This window comes from Streptomyces sp. NPDC088762 (assembly GCF_044750905.1).
Classification (GTDB): Bacteria; Actinomycetota; Actinomycetes; order Streptomycetales; family Streptomycetaceae; genus Streptomyces.
In genome coordinates this window covers 1-16,447 of record NZ_JBIVKT010000017.1, presented here as the reverse complement: position 1 = coordinate 16,447, position 16,447 = coordinate 1, and the positions used below count along the sequence as shown (strand labels likewise).

Genomic DNA, 16,447 nt, shown 5'->3' with positions numbered 1-16,447 from the left:
TCACATCCCTGGCATGCGCCCCAGCTGTACCAGCGAGGTACCCCGCCTGCGCGAGGCGAAGTACGCCCGGCCCGGGGGCATCGGGCGCGGCCGGACGTTGCCCACCAGGTCGCCCTCGGACGGGTCGCCGGACAGGACGATGCCCTGCGCGCCCAGCTCCTTGATCCGCTGCATGAACGGCTCGTACATCGAGCGCGAGGCACCGGCCGAGTTCCGCGCGATGATGAAGCGCACGCCGGTGTCCCGGGCGAAGGGCAGGAACTCCACCAGCGGCGCCAGCGGATTGCCCTGGCTCGTGGCCACCAGGTCGAAGTCGTCGATGATGATGAACACGTCCGGGCCCGTCCACCAGCTGCGGTCGCGCAGCTGCTGCGGAGTGACGTCGGTCGGCGGCTGCCGGCGCGAGAACACCCCGCCCAGCGCCTCCATGTGCATCTGCAGCGAGCTCGCCATCGGCGCGTACTCCAGCAGGTGCGCCTCCGGCAGCGCCCCGAGCAGGCTCCGCCGGTAGTCGCCCACGACCAGGCGCGCCTGGTCCGGGGAGTAGCGCTCCGAGATCTGCTGGGCGATGAGCCGCAGCAGGTTCGTCTTGCCCGACTCGCTCTCGCCGAAGACGAGGAGGAAGGGGTCGGACTCGAAGTCGACGAACACCGGCTCCAGATCCGTCTCGTCGATGCCGATCGCGATCCCGCGGCCGGGGTACTCCCCGCCCTTGGGCAGCTGGTCGGCGTGCAGCAGCCGCGGCAGCAGCCGTACGCCCGGAGCCGCGGGCCCCGCCCAGTTCTGCTTCACGGCCTCCACGAAGGCCGCCGTGGCCTCCGACAGGTCCCCGGCCTCGTGCGAGCCGTCGATCCGCGGCAGCGCGCCCAGGAAGTGCAGCTTCTCCGCCACCTGACCCCGGCCCGGCATCCCCGGAGGGACGTTCGCCGCGACCTTCCGGTCGAACTCGGAGTCCATGACGTCACCGAGCCGCAGCTCCAGCCGGTTCAGCATCTGGTCCTTCAGCGCGGCGCGCACCTCCATGTAGCGCGCCGCGGTGATCACCACGTGGATGCCGTAGCCCAGACCGCGGGCCGCGATGTCCGTGACGACCTGCTCCAGGCCCTCGTACTCGCCGCGGAAGTTCCCCCAGCCGTCGATGACCAGGAACACGTCGCCCCACGGCTCGCCGGGCAGGTCGCCCGCGGCCCGCCGGCGCCGGTAGGTGCCGATGGAGTCGATGCCGTTCGCGCGGAAGAACTCCTCGCGGCGGTTGAGGATGCCCCCCACCTCCGCGACGGTGCGCCGCACCCGCTCCGGGTCCAGCCGCGAGGCGATCCCGCCCACGTGCGGCAGCTCGGCCACCGCCGACAGGCTGCCGCCACCGAAGTCGAGCCCGTAGAACTGCACCTCGCGCGGGGTGTGGGTGAGCGCGAACGAGGAGATCAGCGTGCGCATCAGCGTCGACTTGCCCGACTGCGGACCGCCGACCACCATCATGTGGCCCGCCGCCCCCGAGAAGTCCCGGTAGAGCACCTCGCGCCGCTGCTCGAACGGCTTGTCGATGAGGCCGAGCGGTACGACGAGCCCGCCGGGCCGCGTGTACCCGTCCGCGTGCAGCCCGCGCTCCGCGCTCGGCGCCAGCGCCGGCAGCAACTGGTCCAGCGGCGGCGCCTGGTCCAGCGGCGGCAGCCACACCTGGTGCGCCGGCACCCCCTGCCCCTCCAGCCGGCTGACGATCACGTCCAGCACCGTGTCGGCCAGCGCGTCGTCCTCCCGCGAGGACTGCGCCGCCAGGTACGCCGGGTCCGGGGCCGCGTACACCACCGGCACCGGGGCCGCCGTGAACAGCGCGGGCCGCCGCTCCACCGGGAACAGCCCCACCGACAGGTCCGGCCCGCCCGAGCGGTAGGTGCCGGAGACGTACGCCGCCTTGAAGCGGGTCATCTCGTCCGTACCGAACTTCAGGTAGCCCGAACCGGGCACCGACGGCAGGTGGTAGGCGTCCGGCACACCGATCGCGGTCCGCGACTCCGCCGCCGAGAAGGTCCGCAGACCGATCCGGTACGAGAGGTAGGTGTCCAGCCCGCGCAGCTTGCCCTCCTCCAGGCGCTGCGAGGCCAGCAGCAGGTGCACGCCCAGCGAACGGCCGATGCGGCCGATCTGGATGAACATGTCGATGAAGTCGGGCTTGGCGGTGAGGAGCTCGCTGAACTCGTCGATGACCAGCACCAGCGAAGCCAGCGGCTCCAGCGGCGCACCGGCCGCGCGCGCCTTCTCGTAGTCGTGGATGTTGGCGTAGTTGCCCGCCGAGCGCAGCAGCTCCTGCCGCCGCTGGAGCTCGCCGCGGATCGAGTCGCCCATGCGGTCCACGAGCGTGAGGTCGTCCGCCAGGTTGGTGATGACGGCCGCCACGTGCGGCATCTGCCCCATGCCGGTGAAGGTCGCACCGCCCTTGAAGTCGGCGAGTACGAAGTTCAGCGTCTCCGAGGTGTGCGTGACGGCCAGGCCCAGCACCAGCGTGCGCAGCAGCTCCGACTTGCCGGAACCGGTCGCGCCCACGCACAGGCCGTGCGGGCCCATGCCCTCCTGCGCGGCCTCCTTCAGGTCCAGCATCACCGGCGAGCCGTCCTCGCCGACGCCGATGGGCACGCGCAGCCGCTCACCGGCCGACCGCGGCCGCCAGGTCCGCGCCACGTCCACCGCGGCCGCGTCGCCCAGGTTCAGCAGGTCCGTGAAGTCCAGGTTCGCCAGCAGCGGTTCGTCCTCGTCCCCGCCGCCCGTGCGCAGCGGCGCCAGCTGCCGCGCGAGGGCCTCCGCCGCGGGCAGCGACAGGGTGTCCGGGGTGCCCTCGTACGCGATCCCCGCGCCCGACTCCAGGCGCAGCCGGCCCGGACGCACCACGACCGCCAGCCCTCCGCGCGGCTCGTCCAGCTCGCCCGCGACCACCTCGACGATGGTCACGCCCTGCAGGCCCTCGGCCGCCGCGAACACCGAGTCCGGCGGCACCCTCCCGCCGTCCAGCACCACCACCAGGTGCGGCTGGTCCAGCACCGGGGACACCTCGCGGCTGAACCGCGGCCGCCCCTCCAGCCGGGAACCCAGCAGCCCCTCCAGTTCGGCGAGGTCGTCGCCGAACAGCCGCTTCGTACCGGCCCCGTCGACCTGCCCCGGCACCTGCGTGTGCGGCAGCCACTTCGTCCAGTCCCACGAGGGCACCGCACCCGGCGCGGCCACCACTGCCACCATCAGGTCCTCGGGGGAGTGCAGCGTCACCAGCTGCGCCACCAGCGCACGCGCCGTACTGCGCGCCGACTCCGGCTCGCCCGACACCGTCACGTGGTAGAAGGCCCTGATCGACACCGCCACCGGCAGCCCGTCCAGCGAGGAGTGCACCTTCAGGAAACGCTGCATCGCGCCCGCCGTGAGCGGCTCCAGCTCGTCCACCGGCGCGGTGTCCGGCGCCACCAGGGCGGTCGACAGGCGCTGCGAGCCCAGTCCGAGCCGCGCCTGGCCGAAGTCCGCGTCACCGACCCGCCGCTCCCACAGCCGCGAACCCTCGGCCACCACCGACCACAACTGCTCCGGCGCCGGGTGCAGATACAGCTGCGCGTCGCGCTGGGCCCGCGCGGTCCGGCGTACCTGACGACGCGTCTGCGCGAGGTATTTGAGGTAGTCCCGGCGCACATCGGCCATTTGCCCCTGCGTACCCCGGCGGTGCCGGACCAGCTGGGCGATGATCATCCCCACCGTGGACGCCAGCATCAGCACACCCATGATGCGCATGATGGGCATCGGCGTCATGAAGAAGAAGACGACGGAGGAGCCCATGCCGAGCATCGGCAGGAGCTGCATGAGCATGCCCTCCTGCTGCCCCCGCGGGAGTTCCGGCGGAGCCTCCAGCCTCAGCTCGTCCGAAGGCACTTCGGGCGGCAGGGACCGCGGCGGGCGTTTGACGACGATCTGGCTCACCGGAGCATCCATCCCTCGAAAACGGACGGGACGTCGCAACCGGCGCCCCCAAGTCCCGGGTGCGGAGGGGGGTCTCCTCCACGTGACGGTGATCCTACTTGCCGACAGTCGGCCATTGGCCCGGTAGGGTGGCGCGCGCAGCATGCGCATCCGCGAATCGTCCGCCGCCGCGGGCACCAACAAGGGGGGTCACACAGGTGAGTACGGCCGCAACGACGGGCTTCTGCAGGGTCACCGTCGTGGCCCCGGACAGCCGGATCGACGTCGCCCTCCCCGAGGACATCGCCGTCGCCGACGTCTACCCGGAGCTGCTGCGCCTCACCGGCCAGACCCAGCCCGTCGGCGCCCCGACCGGCTTCCACCTCGTACGCCGCTCCGGCGCCGTCCTCGACGGCGCCCGCACGCTCGCCGCCCAGCAGGTCCTCGACGGCGAGGTGCTCAGCCTCCGGCCCTTCGCCGAGTCCCTGCCGCCCGCCGTCTTCGACGACGTGTCCGACGCCGTCGCCTCCGCCGTCGTCCGCGACCGGCACCGCTGGAGCGACGACATGCTGCGCGGCGCGGGCCTGGCCGGCGCCGCCCTGCTCCTCGTCATGCTCGGCTTCGTCCTCTGGTACGCCGACCCGCTGCGCCACGACATGCACGGACTGCCCGGCATCATCGCCGGCGCCGCGGGCGTCCTGCTCACCGCCGTCGCCGGAGTGCGCGCCCGGGTCTACCGCGACCGCGGCTCCGCCGTGGCCCTGGGCCTCGGCGCCCTCCCGCACCTGCTGATCGCCGGCTCCGGCATCATCGCCCCCGCCGCCGGCCACGGGCCCGGCCGGCTCCAGTTCCTCCTCGGCTGCGTCTGCGTCCTCGTCGCCTCCGTCGCCCTGGTCGCCCTCACCCCGAGCGGGGACGCCCCCTTCGTCGCGGCCACCTTCGTCGCCGCCACCGGCACCCTGGCCACCTTCACGGCCATCGCCACCGAGGCCTCCGCCACCGGCACGGCCGCGGTCTGCGCGCCCGTCGCCATCGGCCTCGTCGCCTTCCTCCCCGGCCTCTCCGCCCGCTTCGCCCGCCTGCCCATCGGCTACGCCGCACCGCAGAGCGCCACCGAGGACTACGAGACCCCGGACCGCTACGAGACCGAGCCGTACGGCGAGCAGTCCGGCTCCGACCAGTACGAGCAGGGCTCCCCGCTCGACGCCGAGCAGATCGCCGCCCAGGCCCGCCGCGGCCACGAGATGCTCCTCGGCCTCGTCGGCGGCTGCGCCGCGGTCGCCGTCGGATCCGCCGCCGTCCTCGGCTTCTCCGACAACACCTGGGGCCGCCTCCTGGCGCTCGCCACCGGCCTCGCCATGCTGCTGCGCGCCCGGCTCTTCCGCTACACCTCCCAGGTCGTCTGCACCCTCGCCGCCGGCCTCGCCGCCATCGCCCTGCTGATCCTCGGCCTGGCCCTGCACCCGCCGACCGACCTGCTCGAAGCCCTGGTCGTGGAGCACGACCACAGCGGCCTGGACCTCCGTACGATCTGGCTGACCGCCGCCGTCGCCGCCGGCGCGGCCCTCCTCACCGGAATTGCGCTGGTCATTCCCCGCAAGGGTCTGTCACCCTTCTGGGGGCGCCTGCTCGACCTCACCGAGGCCGCGGTGCTGCTCAGCCTGGTCCCGCTGACCCTGGCCGTGCTCGACGTGTACTCCCGGGTCCGCGCTCTCACCAGCTGAGACAAGGGCCGGCGGCAGCCTGGTACCCTGGGTGACGGCCGTTTGTGTACGCGCCCCCGGAACGCTCTGGGGGCTGCGCTCAGCGGACCTCGCCTCCCGAGTTACGGAAGCTCCCCAGAGACACAGACCTGGGGCACTCGGTGGCTGTCAAGACCTGATACGAGGAGTACGCGTGCCGCTCGACGCCGCTACGAAGAAGCAGATCATCGCAGAGTTTGGTGCCAAGGAGGGCGACACCGGCTCCCCCGAGGTCCAGGTCGCGATGCTCTCGAAGCGCATCTCTGACCTGACCGAGCACCTCAAGACCCACAAGCACGACCACCACTCCCGTCGTGGTCTGCTGATCCTGGTCGGCCAGCGTCGCCGCCTGCTGCAGTACCTGGCCAAGAAGGACATCCAGCGCTTCCGTACGCTGGTGGAGCGCCTGGGCATCCGCCGCGGTGCGGCCGGCGCCAAGTAACACGCCGTGAAGGGAGCGGTTCCCACATCCGGGGGCCGCTCCCTTTGCCGTACGTGCGGGACGGACCGGACCCTTTGTAATCTGGAACGGACGCACGTGTACGCCTGAGAAGACGCGGGGCGTCACAGGACGTACGAAGACGTGCACAACTGAAGAGGAGGAGCGCCCTCCCTACGCCGCCGGTCCTCGGTAGTGGCACCCGGAATGCCCCGACGGGCAACGAACCGGATGCTTCGATCGAAGACCGGCCCCAGGCCAGGCGCGCTTCTCCGCAACCGTCCACCGCCACACGGGCGGCGGACGGAGACGACGAATATGGAGAAAACGCTAGTGGAGAACGAGACCCACTACGCCGAGGCCGTCATTGACAACGGTTCCTTCGGCACCCGCACCATCCGCTTCGAGACGGGCCGTCTGGCCCGCCAGGCCGCCGGCTCCGCCGTTGCCTACCTGGACGACGACACGATGGTGCTTTCCGCGACCACCGCGTCGAAGAAGCCCAAGGACCAGCTCGACTTCTTCCCCCTGACGGTGGACGTCGAGGAGCGCCAGTACGCGGCCGGCAAGATCCCCGGCTCCTTCTTCCGCCGCGAGGGCCGCCCCTCCGAGGACGCGATCCTCACCTGCCGCCTGATCGACCGCCCGCTGCGCCCGTCCTTCAAGAAGGGCCTGCGCAACGAGATCCAGGTCGTCGCCACGATCATGGCGCTCAACCCGGACCACCTGTACGACGTCATCGCGATCAACGCCGCGTCCGCGTCCACCCAGCTGGCCGGCCTGCCCTTCTCCGGCCCGATCGGCGGCGTCCGCGTCGCGCTGATCAAGGGCCAGTGGGTCGCCTTCCCGACGCACACCGAGCTCGAGGACGCCGTCTTCGACATGGTCGTCGCGGGCCGCGTCCTGGAGGACGGCGACGTCGCGATCATGATGGTCGAGGCCGAGGCCACCGAGAAGACCATCGCCCTCGTCAAGGGCGGCGCCCAGGCGCCGACCGAGGAGATCGTCGCCGCCGGTCTGGACGCCGCGAAGCCGTTCATCAAGGTCCTGTGCAAGGCCCAGGCCGACCTGGCCGCCAAGGCCGCCAAGCCCGAGGGCGAGTTCCCGGTCTTCCTGGACTACCAGGACGACGTCTACGAGGCCCTCGCGGCCGCCGTCAAGGGCGACCTCGCCCAGGCGCTGACCATCGCGGGCAAGCAGGACCGCGAGGCCGAGCTGGACCGCGTCAAGGAGATCGCCGCCGAGAAGCTCCTCCCGGCCTTCGAAGGCCGCGAGAAGGAGATCTCCGCCGCCTACCGCAGCCTGACCAAGGCCCTGGTGCGCGAGCGCGTCATCAAGGACAAGGTCCGCATCGACGGCCGCGGGATCACGGACATCCGCACCCTCGCCGCCGAGGTCGAGGCCATCCCGCGCGTGCACGGCTCGGCGCTGTTCGAGCGTGGCGAGACCCAGATCCTGGGCGTCACCACCCTCAACATGCTCCGCATGGAGCAGCAGCTGGACACCCTCTCCCCGGTGACCCGCAAGCGCTACATGCACAACTACAACTTCCCGCCGTACTCCGTCGGCGAGACCGGCCGCGTCGGTTCGCCGAAGCGCCGCGAGATCGGCCACGGCGCGCTCGCCGAGCGCGCGATCCTGCCGGTCCTCCCGACCCGCGAGGAGTTTCCGTACGCGATCCGCCAGGTGTCCGAGGCCCTCGGCTCCAACGGTTCGACGTCCATGGGCTCGGTCTGCGCCTCCACCATGTCGCTGCTGAACGCCGGTGTGCCCCTCAAGGCCCCCGTCGCCGGCATCGCCATGGGCCTGATCTCCCAGGAGATCGACGGCAAGACGCACTACGTCGCCCTCACCGACATCCTCGGTGCGGAGGACGCCTTCGGCGACATGGACTTCAAGGTCGCCGGCACCAAGGAGTTCGTCACCGCCCTCCAGCTCGACACCAAGCTGGACGGCATCCCGGCCTCCGTCCTGGCCGCGGCCCTCAAGCAGGCCCGCGACGCCCGCCTCCACATCCTCGACGTGATGATGGAAGCGATCGACACGCCGGACGCTATGTCCCCCTTCGCCCCGCGGATCATCACCGTCAAGATCCCGGTGGACAAGATCGGTGAGGTCATCGGCCCCAAGGGCAAGATGATCAACCAGATCCAGGAGGACACCGGCGCCGAGATCACGATCGAGGACGACGGCACCATCTACATCGGTGCCGCCGACGGCCCGGCCGCCGAGGCCGCCCGCGCCACGATCAACTCGATCGCCAACCCGACCATGCCGGAGGTCGGCGAGCGCTACCTGGGTACGGTCGTCAAGACCACCACCTTCGGTGCCTTCGTCTCCCTGATGCCCGGCAAGGACGGCCTGCTGCACATCTCGCAGATCCGCAAGCTCGCCGGTGGCAAGCGCGTGGAGAACGTCGAGGACGTGCTCGCGGTCGGCACCAAGGTCCAGGTCGAGATCGCCGAGATCGACCAGCGCGGCAAGCTCTCCCTGATCCCCGTGATCGACGGCGAGGCCGCCGGCGACGAGGCCGACAAGGACGACTCCGACAAGTGATGTCGCGTAGTTCCCGTGTGACGGCCCGCCCCTCTTCGGAGGGGCGGGCCGTCGCCCGTACCCAAACCCTCCTCAAGGGCAGCAACGGCATCGGCACCGTCCGGCGCACCGTCCTCCCCGGCGGCCTGCGCGTGGTCACCGAGACGCTGCCCTCGGTCCGCTCCGCGACCTTCGGTATCTGGGCGCACGTCGGCTCCCGCGACGAGACGCCCACGCTGAACGGCGCCACGCACTACCTCGAGCACCTCCTCTTCAAGGGCACCGAAAAGCGCAGCGCCCTCGACATCTCCTCCGCCATAGACGCGGTCGGCGGCGAGATGAACGCCTTCACGGCGAAGGAGTACACCTGCTACTACGCCCGGGTGCTCGACACCGACCTGCCGCTGGCCATAGACGTGGTCTGCGACATGCTCACCGGCTCGCTGATCCGCCAGGAGGACGTCGACGCAGAGCGCGGCGTCATCCTCGAAGAGATCGCGATGACCGAGGACGACCCGGGCGACATGGTCCACGACCTGTTCGCGCAGACCATGTACGGCGACACCCCCCTGGGCCGCCCCGTCCTCGGCACCGTCGACACGATCAACGCGCTCACCGCCGACCGGATCCGCCGCTTCTACAAGAAGCACTACGACCCCACCCACCTGGTCGTGGCCGCCGCCGGCAACGTCGACCACAACAAGGTCGTACGCCAGGTCCGCGCCGCCTTCGAGAAGGCCGGTGCGCTGACCCGCACCGACGCCGAGCCGATCGGCCCGCGCTCCGGCACCAAGCGCATCCGCACCGCCGGCCGCGTCGACCTCGTCGGCCGCAAGACCGAGCAGGCCCACGTGGTCCTCGGCATGCCGGGCCTCGCCCGCACCGACGAGCGCCGCTGGGCGCTGGGCGTGCTGAACACGGCGCTGGGCGGCGGCATGTCCTCCCGCCTCTTCCAGGAGGTCCGCGAGAAGCGCGGCCTGGCCTACAGCGTGTACTCGTACACCTCGGGCTTCGCCGACACCGGCCTCATCGGCGTCTACGCGGGCTGCCGCCCCAACCAGGTCCACGACGTGCTGCGGATCTGCCGCGACGAACTCGACAAGGTCGTCTCCGAGGGGCTGAGCGACGAAGAGATCAGGCGGGCCGTCGGCCAGCTCTCCGGCTCCACCGTCCTCGGACTGGAGGACACCGGCGCGATCATGAACCGCATCGGCAAGAGCGAGCTGTGCTGGGGCGACCAGATGTCGGTCGACGACATGCTGGCCAAGATCGCCTCCGTCACCCCGGACGACGTCCGCTCGGTCGCCCAGGATGTACTGGCCCAGCGGCCCTCGCTCGCGGTGATCGGCCCGCTCAAGGAGAAGCAGGCCGCCCGCCTCGACGAAGTCGTCGCCTAGTCCGTACGTGAATGAAGGAAGCAACATGAGCAAGCTGCGCGTGGCAGTCCTCGGCGCCCAGGGCCGCATCGGCTCCGAGGCCGTCAAGGCGGTCGAAGCCGCCGACGACATGGAGCTGGTGGCGGCCCTCGGCCGCGGCGACAAGCTGGAGACGCTGGTCGAGGCCGGCGCCCAGGTCGCGGTCGAGCTGACCACCCCCGCCTCGGTGATGGAGAACCTGGAGTTCCTCGTCGGCCACGGCATCCACGGAGTGGTCGGCACCACCGGCTGGACCGAGGACCGCCTCGGCCGGCTGAACACCTGGCTCGCCGGATCCCCGGAGACCGGTGTGCTCATCGCCCCGAACTTCTCCATCGGCGCCGTCCTGACGATGAAGTTCGCCGCGCAGGCCGCCCGCTACTTCGAGTCCGTCGAGGTCGTCGAGCTGCACCACCCCAACAAGGTCGACGCGCCCTCCGGCACGGCGACCCGTACGGCGCAGCTCATCGCGGCCGCCCGCGCCGAGGCCGGCTGCGCGCCGCAGCCCGACGCGACCGCCACCGCCCTCGACGGCGCGCGCGGCGCGAACGTCGACGGCGTCCCGGTGCACGCCGTCCGGCTGCGCGGCCTGCTGGCCCATCAGGAAGTGCTCCTCGGCGCCGAGGGCGAGACCCTGACCATCCGTCACGACTCCCTGCACCACAGCAGCTTCATGCCGGGCATCCTGCTCGGCGTACGGCGTGTGACGCAGACCCCGGGCCTCACCTTCGGCCTGGAAAACTTCCTGGACCTGGGCTGACGGCCATGGGCGGAAAGATCACGTACTTCTTCCTCGCCACCGTGCTGGTCCTCGTCTTCGGGGTGGTGGCGATGGAGGGGGTGCTGCTCCTGCTGACCGGCGAGCCGGCTCCCATGGGGATGGGCGCGGTGGCCTTCCTGCTGCCGTGCGTCGGCGCCTGGTTCCTCTGGCAGAACACGCGCTTCGCGCGCTCCGCCCACCGGCTGGCCCGTGAACTGGAGGCGGAGGGCGGCCTGCCGGCGGACGAGCAGGTCCGGACGGCGAGCGGCCGCATCGACCGCGACGCCGCCGACGAGGCCTTCGCGCGCCGCAAGGCCGAGACCGAGGACGCGCCGGGAGACTGGCGCGCCTGGTTCCGGCTCGCGGTCGCCTACCACGACGCCCGCGACACCCCGCGGGCGCGCAAGGCCATGCAGCGCGCGATCGCGCTGCACGACGAGAAGCCCGTACAGGTCTGAGACCCGTACGGGCTTCCCGTGCGCGCCGTGCGTCTCAGGCGGGCACGGGCCGGTACTCGTCGGCCCAGGCACCGACCTCGTCGGCGGCCCGGTCGAAGGCCTCGGCCCGCGACAGGAAATCGGCATCGTGGTCGGTCAGCAGCACCGGCAGCTCCGCGCCCCCGTGCCCGGCCACGGTCAGCGCCTGCCCCTGGACGGTCCGCGGCAGACCGAGCCAGCGCACCGGCTGCTGCACCGTACGGAGCTCGGCGATCTCGCTCCACGCGATCGAGCGGGTCCGGAAGAACCCCACGCGGCGCAGCCCCGTACGGCTCACCCAGACACCCGCTCGCAGCAACTGCACCGCCGTCGCGACGACGGCGAGCGCGGCGACCAGGCAGACCGCGGCCCCGGCCGCGGCGCCCGCGAAGGCCACGATCATCGTGGCCAGCAGCATGAAGGCGGACAGCAGGAGCAGCAGAGCGGCGCCCGCCACCCGCCAGGGACCCGGCCGGTAGGGCCGCCGCCAGCGGTCGTGGTCGGCGTGGGCGAGTGCCTCCTCGCCGTCGTCACCCGCGTCGGACACACCGTCGGCCGTCAGGAAGGGCAGGGGCACGGCTGGACCTCACTCACATGCACGTTCGGTTGGGCTGTGACCGTGAGGCTACCGCCCCTCGGACGCCTCCGACTGCTGCGACTTCGACGGTGCCTTGCCGGGCTCCAGCGCGGGCATGCCGAAGAGCAGCGAGCCGGCGAGCCCCGCAACCACGGTCAGCCCGACCAGACTACGGGCGGCGATCTGCGTCTTGCCCAGACGCTCGCGCGGCGGCGGGGTGACGTTGCTGCGGAAACGGTCGGCCTCGGCGACGAAGGCGAACGGGACGGGTTCGCGCCGGCGAAACATGAAGGGACGCTCCTCACTCTTCACGATCAGTGGTTGCCGTCAAGTAGGACGTTCGAGCCGCCCAATCCGTGCCGGATTTCGGGACATTCACCAGAATTCATGGCTGTGCGTCAGCTGTCCGCAGGGCCGGGCAGCCCCCGGAGCCTGCGTCGGGAGCGGTGGGGAGCGCCGTAGAGTGGGCGCGCCCCAGGACGCACGTTTGGAAGGACCCCCGGTGAGCGAGACCGCCGCTTCAGATCTGAAACCCAGCTTCCGCAGCGATGTGACGGTGGAGCTGGTGAAGCACTCCGCCGCCGACTCCGACGTGCTGTGGGCCGCGCGGGTCTCCACGGCCGGCGAACAGTCCCTGGACGAGCTGCAGAAGGACCCGGAGCGCTCGAAGGGTCTGATCAACTACCTGATGCGCGACCGCCACGGCAGCCCTTTCGAGCACAACTCGATGACCTTCTTCATCAGCGCCCCGATCTTCGTGTTCCGGGAGTTCATGCGCCACCGGGTCGGCTGGTCCTACAACGAGGAATCGGGCCGGTACAGGGAGCTCGAGCCCGTCTTCTACGTCCCCGACGCCGAGCGCAAGCTGGTCCAGGAGGGCCGCCCGGGCAAGTACGTCTTCGTCGAGGGCACCGGGGCCCAGCAGGAGCTGACCGGCCGCGTCATGGAGGACTCGTACCGCCAGTCCTACGAGGCGTACCAGGAGATGCTCGCCGCGGGCGTCGCCCGCGAGGTTGCCCGTTCGGTCCTGCCCGTCGGACTTTTCTCCTCGATGTACGCCACCTGCAACGCGCGCTCGCTGATGCACTTCCTCGGCCTGCGCACGCAGCACGAGCTGGCGGCCGTGCCGTCCTTCCCCCAGCGGGAGATCGAGATGGTCGGCGAGAAGATGGAGCAGCACTGGGCGAAGCTCATGCCGCTCACGTACGCGGCCTACAACGCCAACGGGCGCGTTGCCCCGTAAGGGCCGAAATGGCTGCAGCGTACAGATGTGCTGAGTCAAGTCCGAAGTGTCCGTATTGCGACGTTTCGTAAAGTTCATCTAGGCTGATCAAACGGACCCGGCACTGCTTGAACCCCCGAGCAGGCAGTGCCGGCGTCCAACACTCTGTTGACGTCCCCCGAGGGGACACCGCGGGCATGGCAGCGAGTAGCGTGTTACCCATGGCTCCGATCTCGACTCCGCAGACCCCCTTCGGGCGGGTCCTCACCGCCATGATCACGCCCTTTGCGGCGGATGGCACTCTCGACCTCGACGGCGCGCAGCAGCTCGCCGTCCACTTGGTGGACGCAGGCAACGACGGCCTGATCATCAACGGCACCACCGGTGAGTCCCCGACCACCACCGACGCGGAGAAAAACGACCTCGTACGAGCCGTCCTCGAAGCCGTCGGAGACCGCGCCCACGTGGTCGCCGGCATCGGCACGAACGACACCCGCCACACCCTCGAACTGGCCCGCCAGGCCGAGGCCACCGGCGCCCACGGCCTGCTGGCCGTGACCCCGTACTACAGCAAGCCGCCGCAGGAGGCCCTCTACCGGCACTTCACGGCGATCGCCGATGCCACCGGGCTGCCGGTCATGCTCTACGACATCCCCGGCCGCAGCGGTGTCCCGATCGAGACGGAAACTCTCGTCCGGCTGGCCGAGCACCCCCGTATCGTGGCCAACAAGGACGCCAAGGGCGACCTCGGCCGCGCCGGCTGGGCCATCGCCCGGAGCGGCCTGGCCTGGTACTCGGGCGACGACATGCTGAACCTGCCGCTCCTGTCGATCGGCGCGGTCGGCTTCGTCTCCGTGGTCGGCCACGTGGTCACCCCCGACCTGCGCGCCATGCTGGAGGCGCACCTGGGCGGGGACGTCCAGAAGGCCGCCGAGATCCACCACAAGCTGCTCCCCGTCTTCACCGGCATGTTCCGCACCCAGGGCGTGATGACCACCAAGGCCGCCCTGAACCTGCAGGGCCTGCCCGCCGGCCCGCTGCGGCTCCCGCTGATCGAGCTGAACGCCGAAGAGACGGCCCAGCTCAAGATCGATCTTGCCGCGGGCGGGGTACAGCTCTGACAACAGACTTCACAAATGAATAAGCAAAACCGACACAAACAACAGCAAGTGCACGAATGACATGCGCGCCACGTGCCTTACGAGGTACGTGGCGTGCGTGGATAGGAGAGACTTTTGAGCCATCCGCATCCGGAACTCGGTCCGCCGCCCAAGCTGCCCAAGGGTGGCCTGCGCGTCACCCCCCTGGGTGGCCTCGGCGAGATCGGCCGCAACATGACCGTCTTCGAGTTCGACGGCCGCCTGCTGATCGTCGACTGCGGCGTCCTCTTCCCGGAGGAGGAGCAGCCGGGCATCGACCTGATCCTCCCGGACTTCACGTCCATCCGGGACCGGCTCGACGACATCGAGGGCATCGTCCTCACGCACGGCCACGAAGACCACATCGGCGCCGTCCCCTACCTCCTGCGCGAGAAGCCGGACATCCCGCTGATCGGCTCCAAGCTGACGCTGGCCCTCATCGAGGCGAAGCTGCAGGAGCACCGCATCCGCCCCTACACCCTCGAGGTGAAGGAAGGCGAGCGCGAGAACCTCGGCCCCTTCGACTGCGAGTTCATCGCGGTCAACCACTCCATCCCGGACGCCCTCGCGGTCGCGATCCGTACGGGCGCGGGCATGGTCGTCGCCACCGGCGACTTCAAGATGGACCAGCTTCCGCTGGACAAGCGCCTCACCGACCTGCACGCCTTCGCGCGTCTGAGCGAGGAGGGCATCGACCTCCTCCTCTCGGACTCGACGAACGCCGAGGTCCCGGGCTTCGTCCCGCCGGAGCGCGAGATCTCCAACGTGCTCCGGAACGTCTTCGCGAACGCCCACCACCGGATCATCGTGGCCAGCTTCGCCAGCCACGTGCACCGCATCCAGCAGATCCTCGACGCCGCCCACGAGTACGGCCGCCGGGTCGCCTTCGTCGGCCGCTCGATGGTCCGCAACATGGGCATCGCCCGCGACCTCGGCTACCTGAGGGTCCCGCCGGGCCTCGTCGTGGACGTCAAGACCCTCGACGACCTGCCGGCCCACGAGGTCGTCCTCGTCTGCACGGGTTCCCAGGGCGAGCCGATGGCGGCCCTGTCGCGCATGGCCAACCGCGACCACCAGATCCGGATCGTCCCGGGCGACACCGTGATCCTCGCGTCGTCCCTGATCCCGGGCAACGAGAACGCGGTCTACCGCGTGATCAACGGCCTGACCCGCTGGGGCGCCAACGTCGTGCACAAGGGCAACGCCAAGGTGCACGTTTCCGGCCACGCCTCCGCCGGCGAGCTGCTGTACTTCTACAACATCTGCAAGCCGCGGAACCTGATGCCGGTCCACGGCGAATGGCGCCACCTGCGGGCCAACGCCGAGCTCGGTGCCATGACGGGCGTCCCGAAGGACCGCATCGTCATCGCCGAGGACGGCGTCGTCGTCGACCTGATCGACGGCAAGGCCCGGATCTCCGGCAAGGTCCAGGCCGGCTACGTGTACGTGGACGGCCTCTCGGTCGGCGACGTCACGGAGGCCTCGCTCAAGGACCGCCGGATCCTCGGCGACGAGGGCATCATCTCGGTCTACGTCGTGGTGGACAGCACCACGGGCAAGGTCGTCAGCGGCCCGAACATCCAGGCCCGGGGCTCCGGCATCGAGGACTCCGCCTTCGGTCCGGTGGTCGCGAAGATCGAGGAGGCCATCGCGCGCGCGGCCTCCGACGGCGTGGCGGAGCCGCACCAGATCCAGCAGCTCATCCGCCGCACGATGGGCAAGTGGGTCTCGGACAGCTACCGCCGCCGCCCGATGATCCTCCCGGTCGTCGTCGAGGTCTGACCCTCGCGGTAGCCGCCTCACCGGAGCGGGGCAACCGGATTTGCATCCGGGGGCCCCGCTCCAGTACGTTTACGTCTCCCACCCCGCACGACTCACGGGCACACACGTGTGCCCGTACCTGTCACGCGGGCGGGTGGGAATCAGCACTCAGGGAGACCTGATAAAGTCTGATCCACCCGAAAGGGAAAGGCCCCCCGAAGGCCATCGGAATTCAAATCCAAACCGGAAACGGGCGGATGAGAGTCTGATAGAGTCGGAAACGCCGGAAAGGGAAACCGCGAAAGCGAAGAACCTGGAAAGCAAGCGGGAAAGACTCTGATAGAGTCGGAAACGCAAGAACGAAAGCCCGGAGGAAAGCCCGAGAGGGTGAGTACGAAGGAAGCGTCCGTTCCTTGAGAACTCAACAGCGTGCCAAAAATCAACGCCAGAA

General features: G+C 70.3%; 12 protein-coding genes. 9 read left to right on the top strand and 3 right to left on the bottom strand.

Features of this window, described 5'->3' with window-relative positions:
• Positions 1 to 3,951, bottom strand: a complete 3,951-nt coding sequence (gene eccCa / locus ACIP5M_RS29380) for a type VII secretion protein EccCa (protein ID WP_401202310.1) — start codon at positions 3,949 to 3,951, stop codon at positions 1 to 3.
• A gap of 197 nt (positions 3,952 to 4,148) precedes the next feature.
• Here eccCa and eccD point away from each other — a divergent pair, with 197 nt between their 5' ends.
• From eccD to ACIP5M_RS29350, 6 genes are all read left to right on the top strand, one after another.
• Entirely contained in the window at positions 4,149 to 5,654 is a 1,506-nt protein-coding gene (gene eccD / locus ACIP5M_RS29375; RefSeq protein WP_401202308.1) for a type VII secretion integral membrane protein EccD, read from the top strand.
• A 172-nt stretch (positions 5,655 to 5,826) separates the two neighbouring features.
• Positions 5,827 to 6,114 (top strand): 30S ribosomal protein S15, encoded by a 288-nt coding sequence (gene rpsO / locus ACIP5M_RS29370; RefSeq protein ID WP_136213493.1) that lies wholly within the window; start codon positions 5,827 to 5,829, stop codon positions 6,112 to 6,114.
• A gap of 330 nt (positions 6,115 to 6,444) precedes the next feature.
• Positions 6,445 to 8,667 (top strand): polyribonucleotide nucleotidyltransferase, encoded by a 2,223-nt coding sequence (locus ACIP5M_RS29365; RefSeq protein WP_401202515.1) that lies wholly within the window; start codon positions 6,445 to 6,447, stop codon positions 8,665 to 8,667.
• Entirely contained in the window at positions 8,664 to 10,043 is a 1,380-nt protein-coding gene (locus ACIP5M_RS29360) for a M16 family metallopeptidase (RefSeq protein ID WP_401202306.1), read from the top strand. Before ACIP5M_RS29365 ends, ACIP5M_RS29360 begins: the two co-directional genes overlap by 4 nt.
• A gap of 25 nt (positions 10,044 to 10,068) precedes the next feature.
• The gene (dapB, locus tag ACIP5M_RS29355; RefSeq protein ID WP_401202305.1) at positions 10,069 to 10,821 is read left to right on the top strand and encodes a 4-hydroxy-tetrahydrodipicolinate reductase; all 753 of its coding nucleotides are present in this window, start codon (positions 10,069 to 10,071) and stop codon (positions 10,819 to 10,821) included.
• A 5-nt stretch (positions 10,822 to 10,826) separates the two neighbouring features.
• On the top strand, positions 10,827 to 11,279 hold the full coding sequence (locus ACIP5M_RS29350) for a hypothetical protein (protein WP_401202304.1): 453 nt from the start codon (positions 10,827 to 10,829) through the stop codon (positions 11,277 to 11,279).
• A 34-nt stretch (positions 11,280 to 11,313) separates the two neighbouring features.
• Here the strand turns inward: ACIP5M_RS29350 and ACIP5M_RS29345 are convergent, their stop codons facing one another.
• Together ACIP5M_RS29345 and ACIP5M_RS29340 are read right to left on the bottom strand one after the other, a co-directional pair.
• Positions 11,314 to 11,874: a PH domain-containing protein gene (locus ACIP5M_RS29345; RefSeq protein WP_401202303.1), complete on the bottom strand. Its 561-nt coding sequence runs from the start codon at positions 11,872 to 11,874 to the stop codon at positions 11,314 to 11,316.
• Positions 11,875 to 11,922: 48 nt separating this feature from the next.
• Entirely contained in the window at positions 11,923 to 12,162 is a 240-nt protein-coding gene (locus tag ACIP5M_RS29340) for a hypothetical protein (RefSeq protein ID WP_401202301.1), read from the bottom strand.
• Between the two features lie 214 nt (positions 12,163 to 12,376).
• Here ACIP5M_RS29340 and thyX point away from each other — a divergent pair, with 214 nt between their 5' ends.
• The 3 genes from thyX (at position 12,377) to ACIP5M_RS29325 (ending at position 16,017) form a co-directional block, all read left to right on the top strand.
• The gene (thyX, locus tag ACIP5M_RS29335) at positions 12,377 to 13,117 is read left to right on the top strand and encodes an FAD-dependent thymidylate synthase (RefSeq protein WP_401202299.1); all 741 of its coding nucleotides are present in this window, start codon (positions 12,377 to 12,379) and stop codon (positions 13,115 to 13,117) included.
• A 200-nt stretch (positions 13,118 to 13,317) separates the two neighbouring features.
• Complete coding sequence (gene dapA / locus ACIP5M_RS29330; RefSeq protein ID WP_401202298.1) at positions 13,318 to 14,217, top strand: 4-hydroxy-tetrahydrodipicolinate synthase; 900 nt, start codon at positions 13,318 to 13,320, stop codon at positions 14,215 to 14,217.
• Positions 14,218 to 14,331: 114 nt separating this feature from the next.
• Entirely contained in the window at positions 14,332 to 16,017 is a 1,686-nt protein-coding gene (locus ACIP5M_RS29325) for a ribonuclease J (protein ID WP_401202296.1), read from the top strand.
• Positions 16,018 to 16,447 lie beyond the last annotated feature (430 nt).

Coding starts and splice junctions, on each gene's coding strand:
- dapB (WP_401202305.1), top strand. CDS start 10,069: ATGAGCAAGCTGCGCGTGGCAGTCCTCGGCGCCCAGGGCCGCATCGGC.
- ACIP5M_RS29350 (WP_401202304.1), top strand. CDS start 10,827: ATGGGCGGAAAGATCACGTACTTCTTCCTCGCCACCGTGCTGGTCCTC.
- ACIP5M_RS29340 (WP_401202301.1), bottom strand. CDS start 12,162: ATGTTTCGCCGGCGCGAACCCGTCCCGTTCGCCTTCGTCGCCGAGGCC.
- dapA (WP_401202298.1), top strand. CDS start 13,318: ATGGCTCCGATCTCGACTCCGCAGACCCCCTTCGGGCGGGTCCTCACC.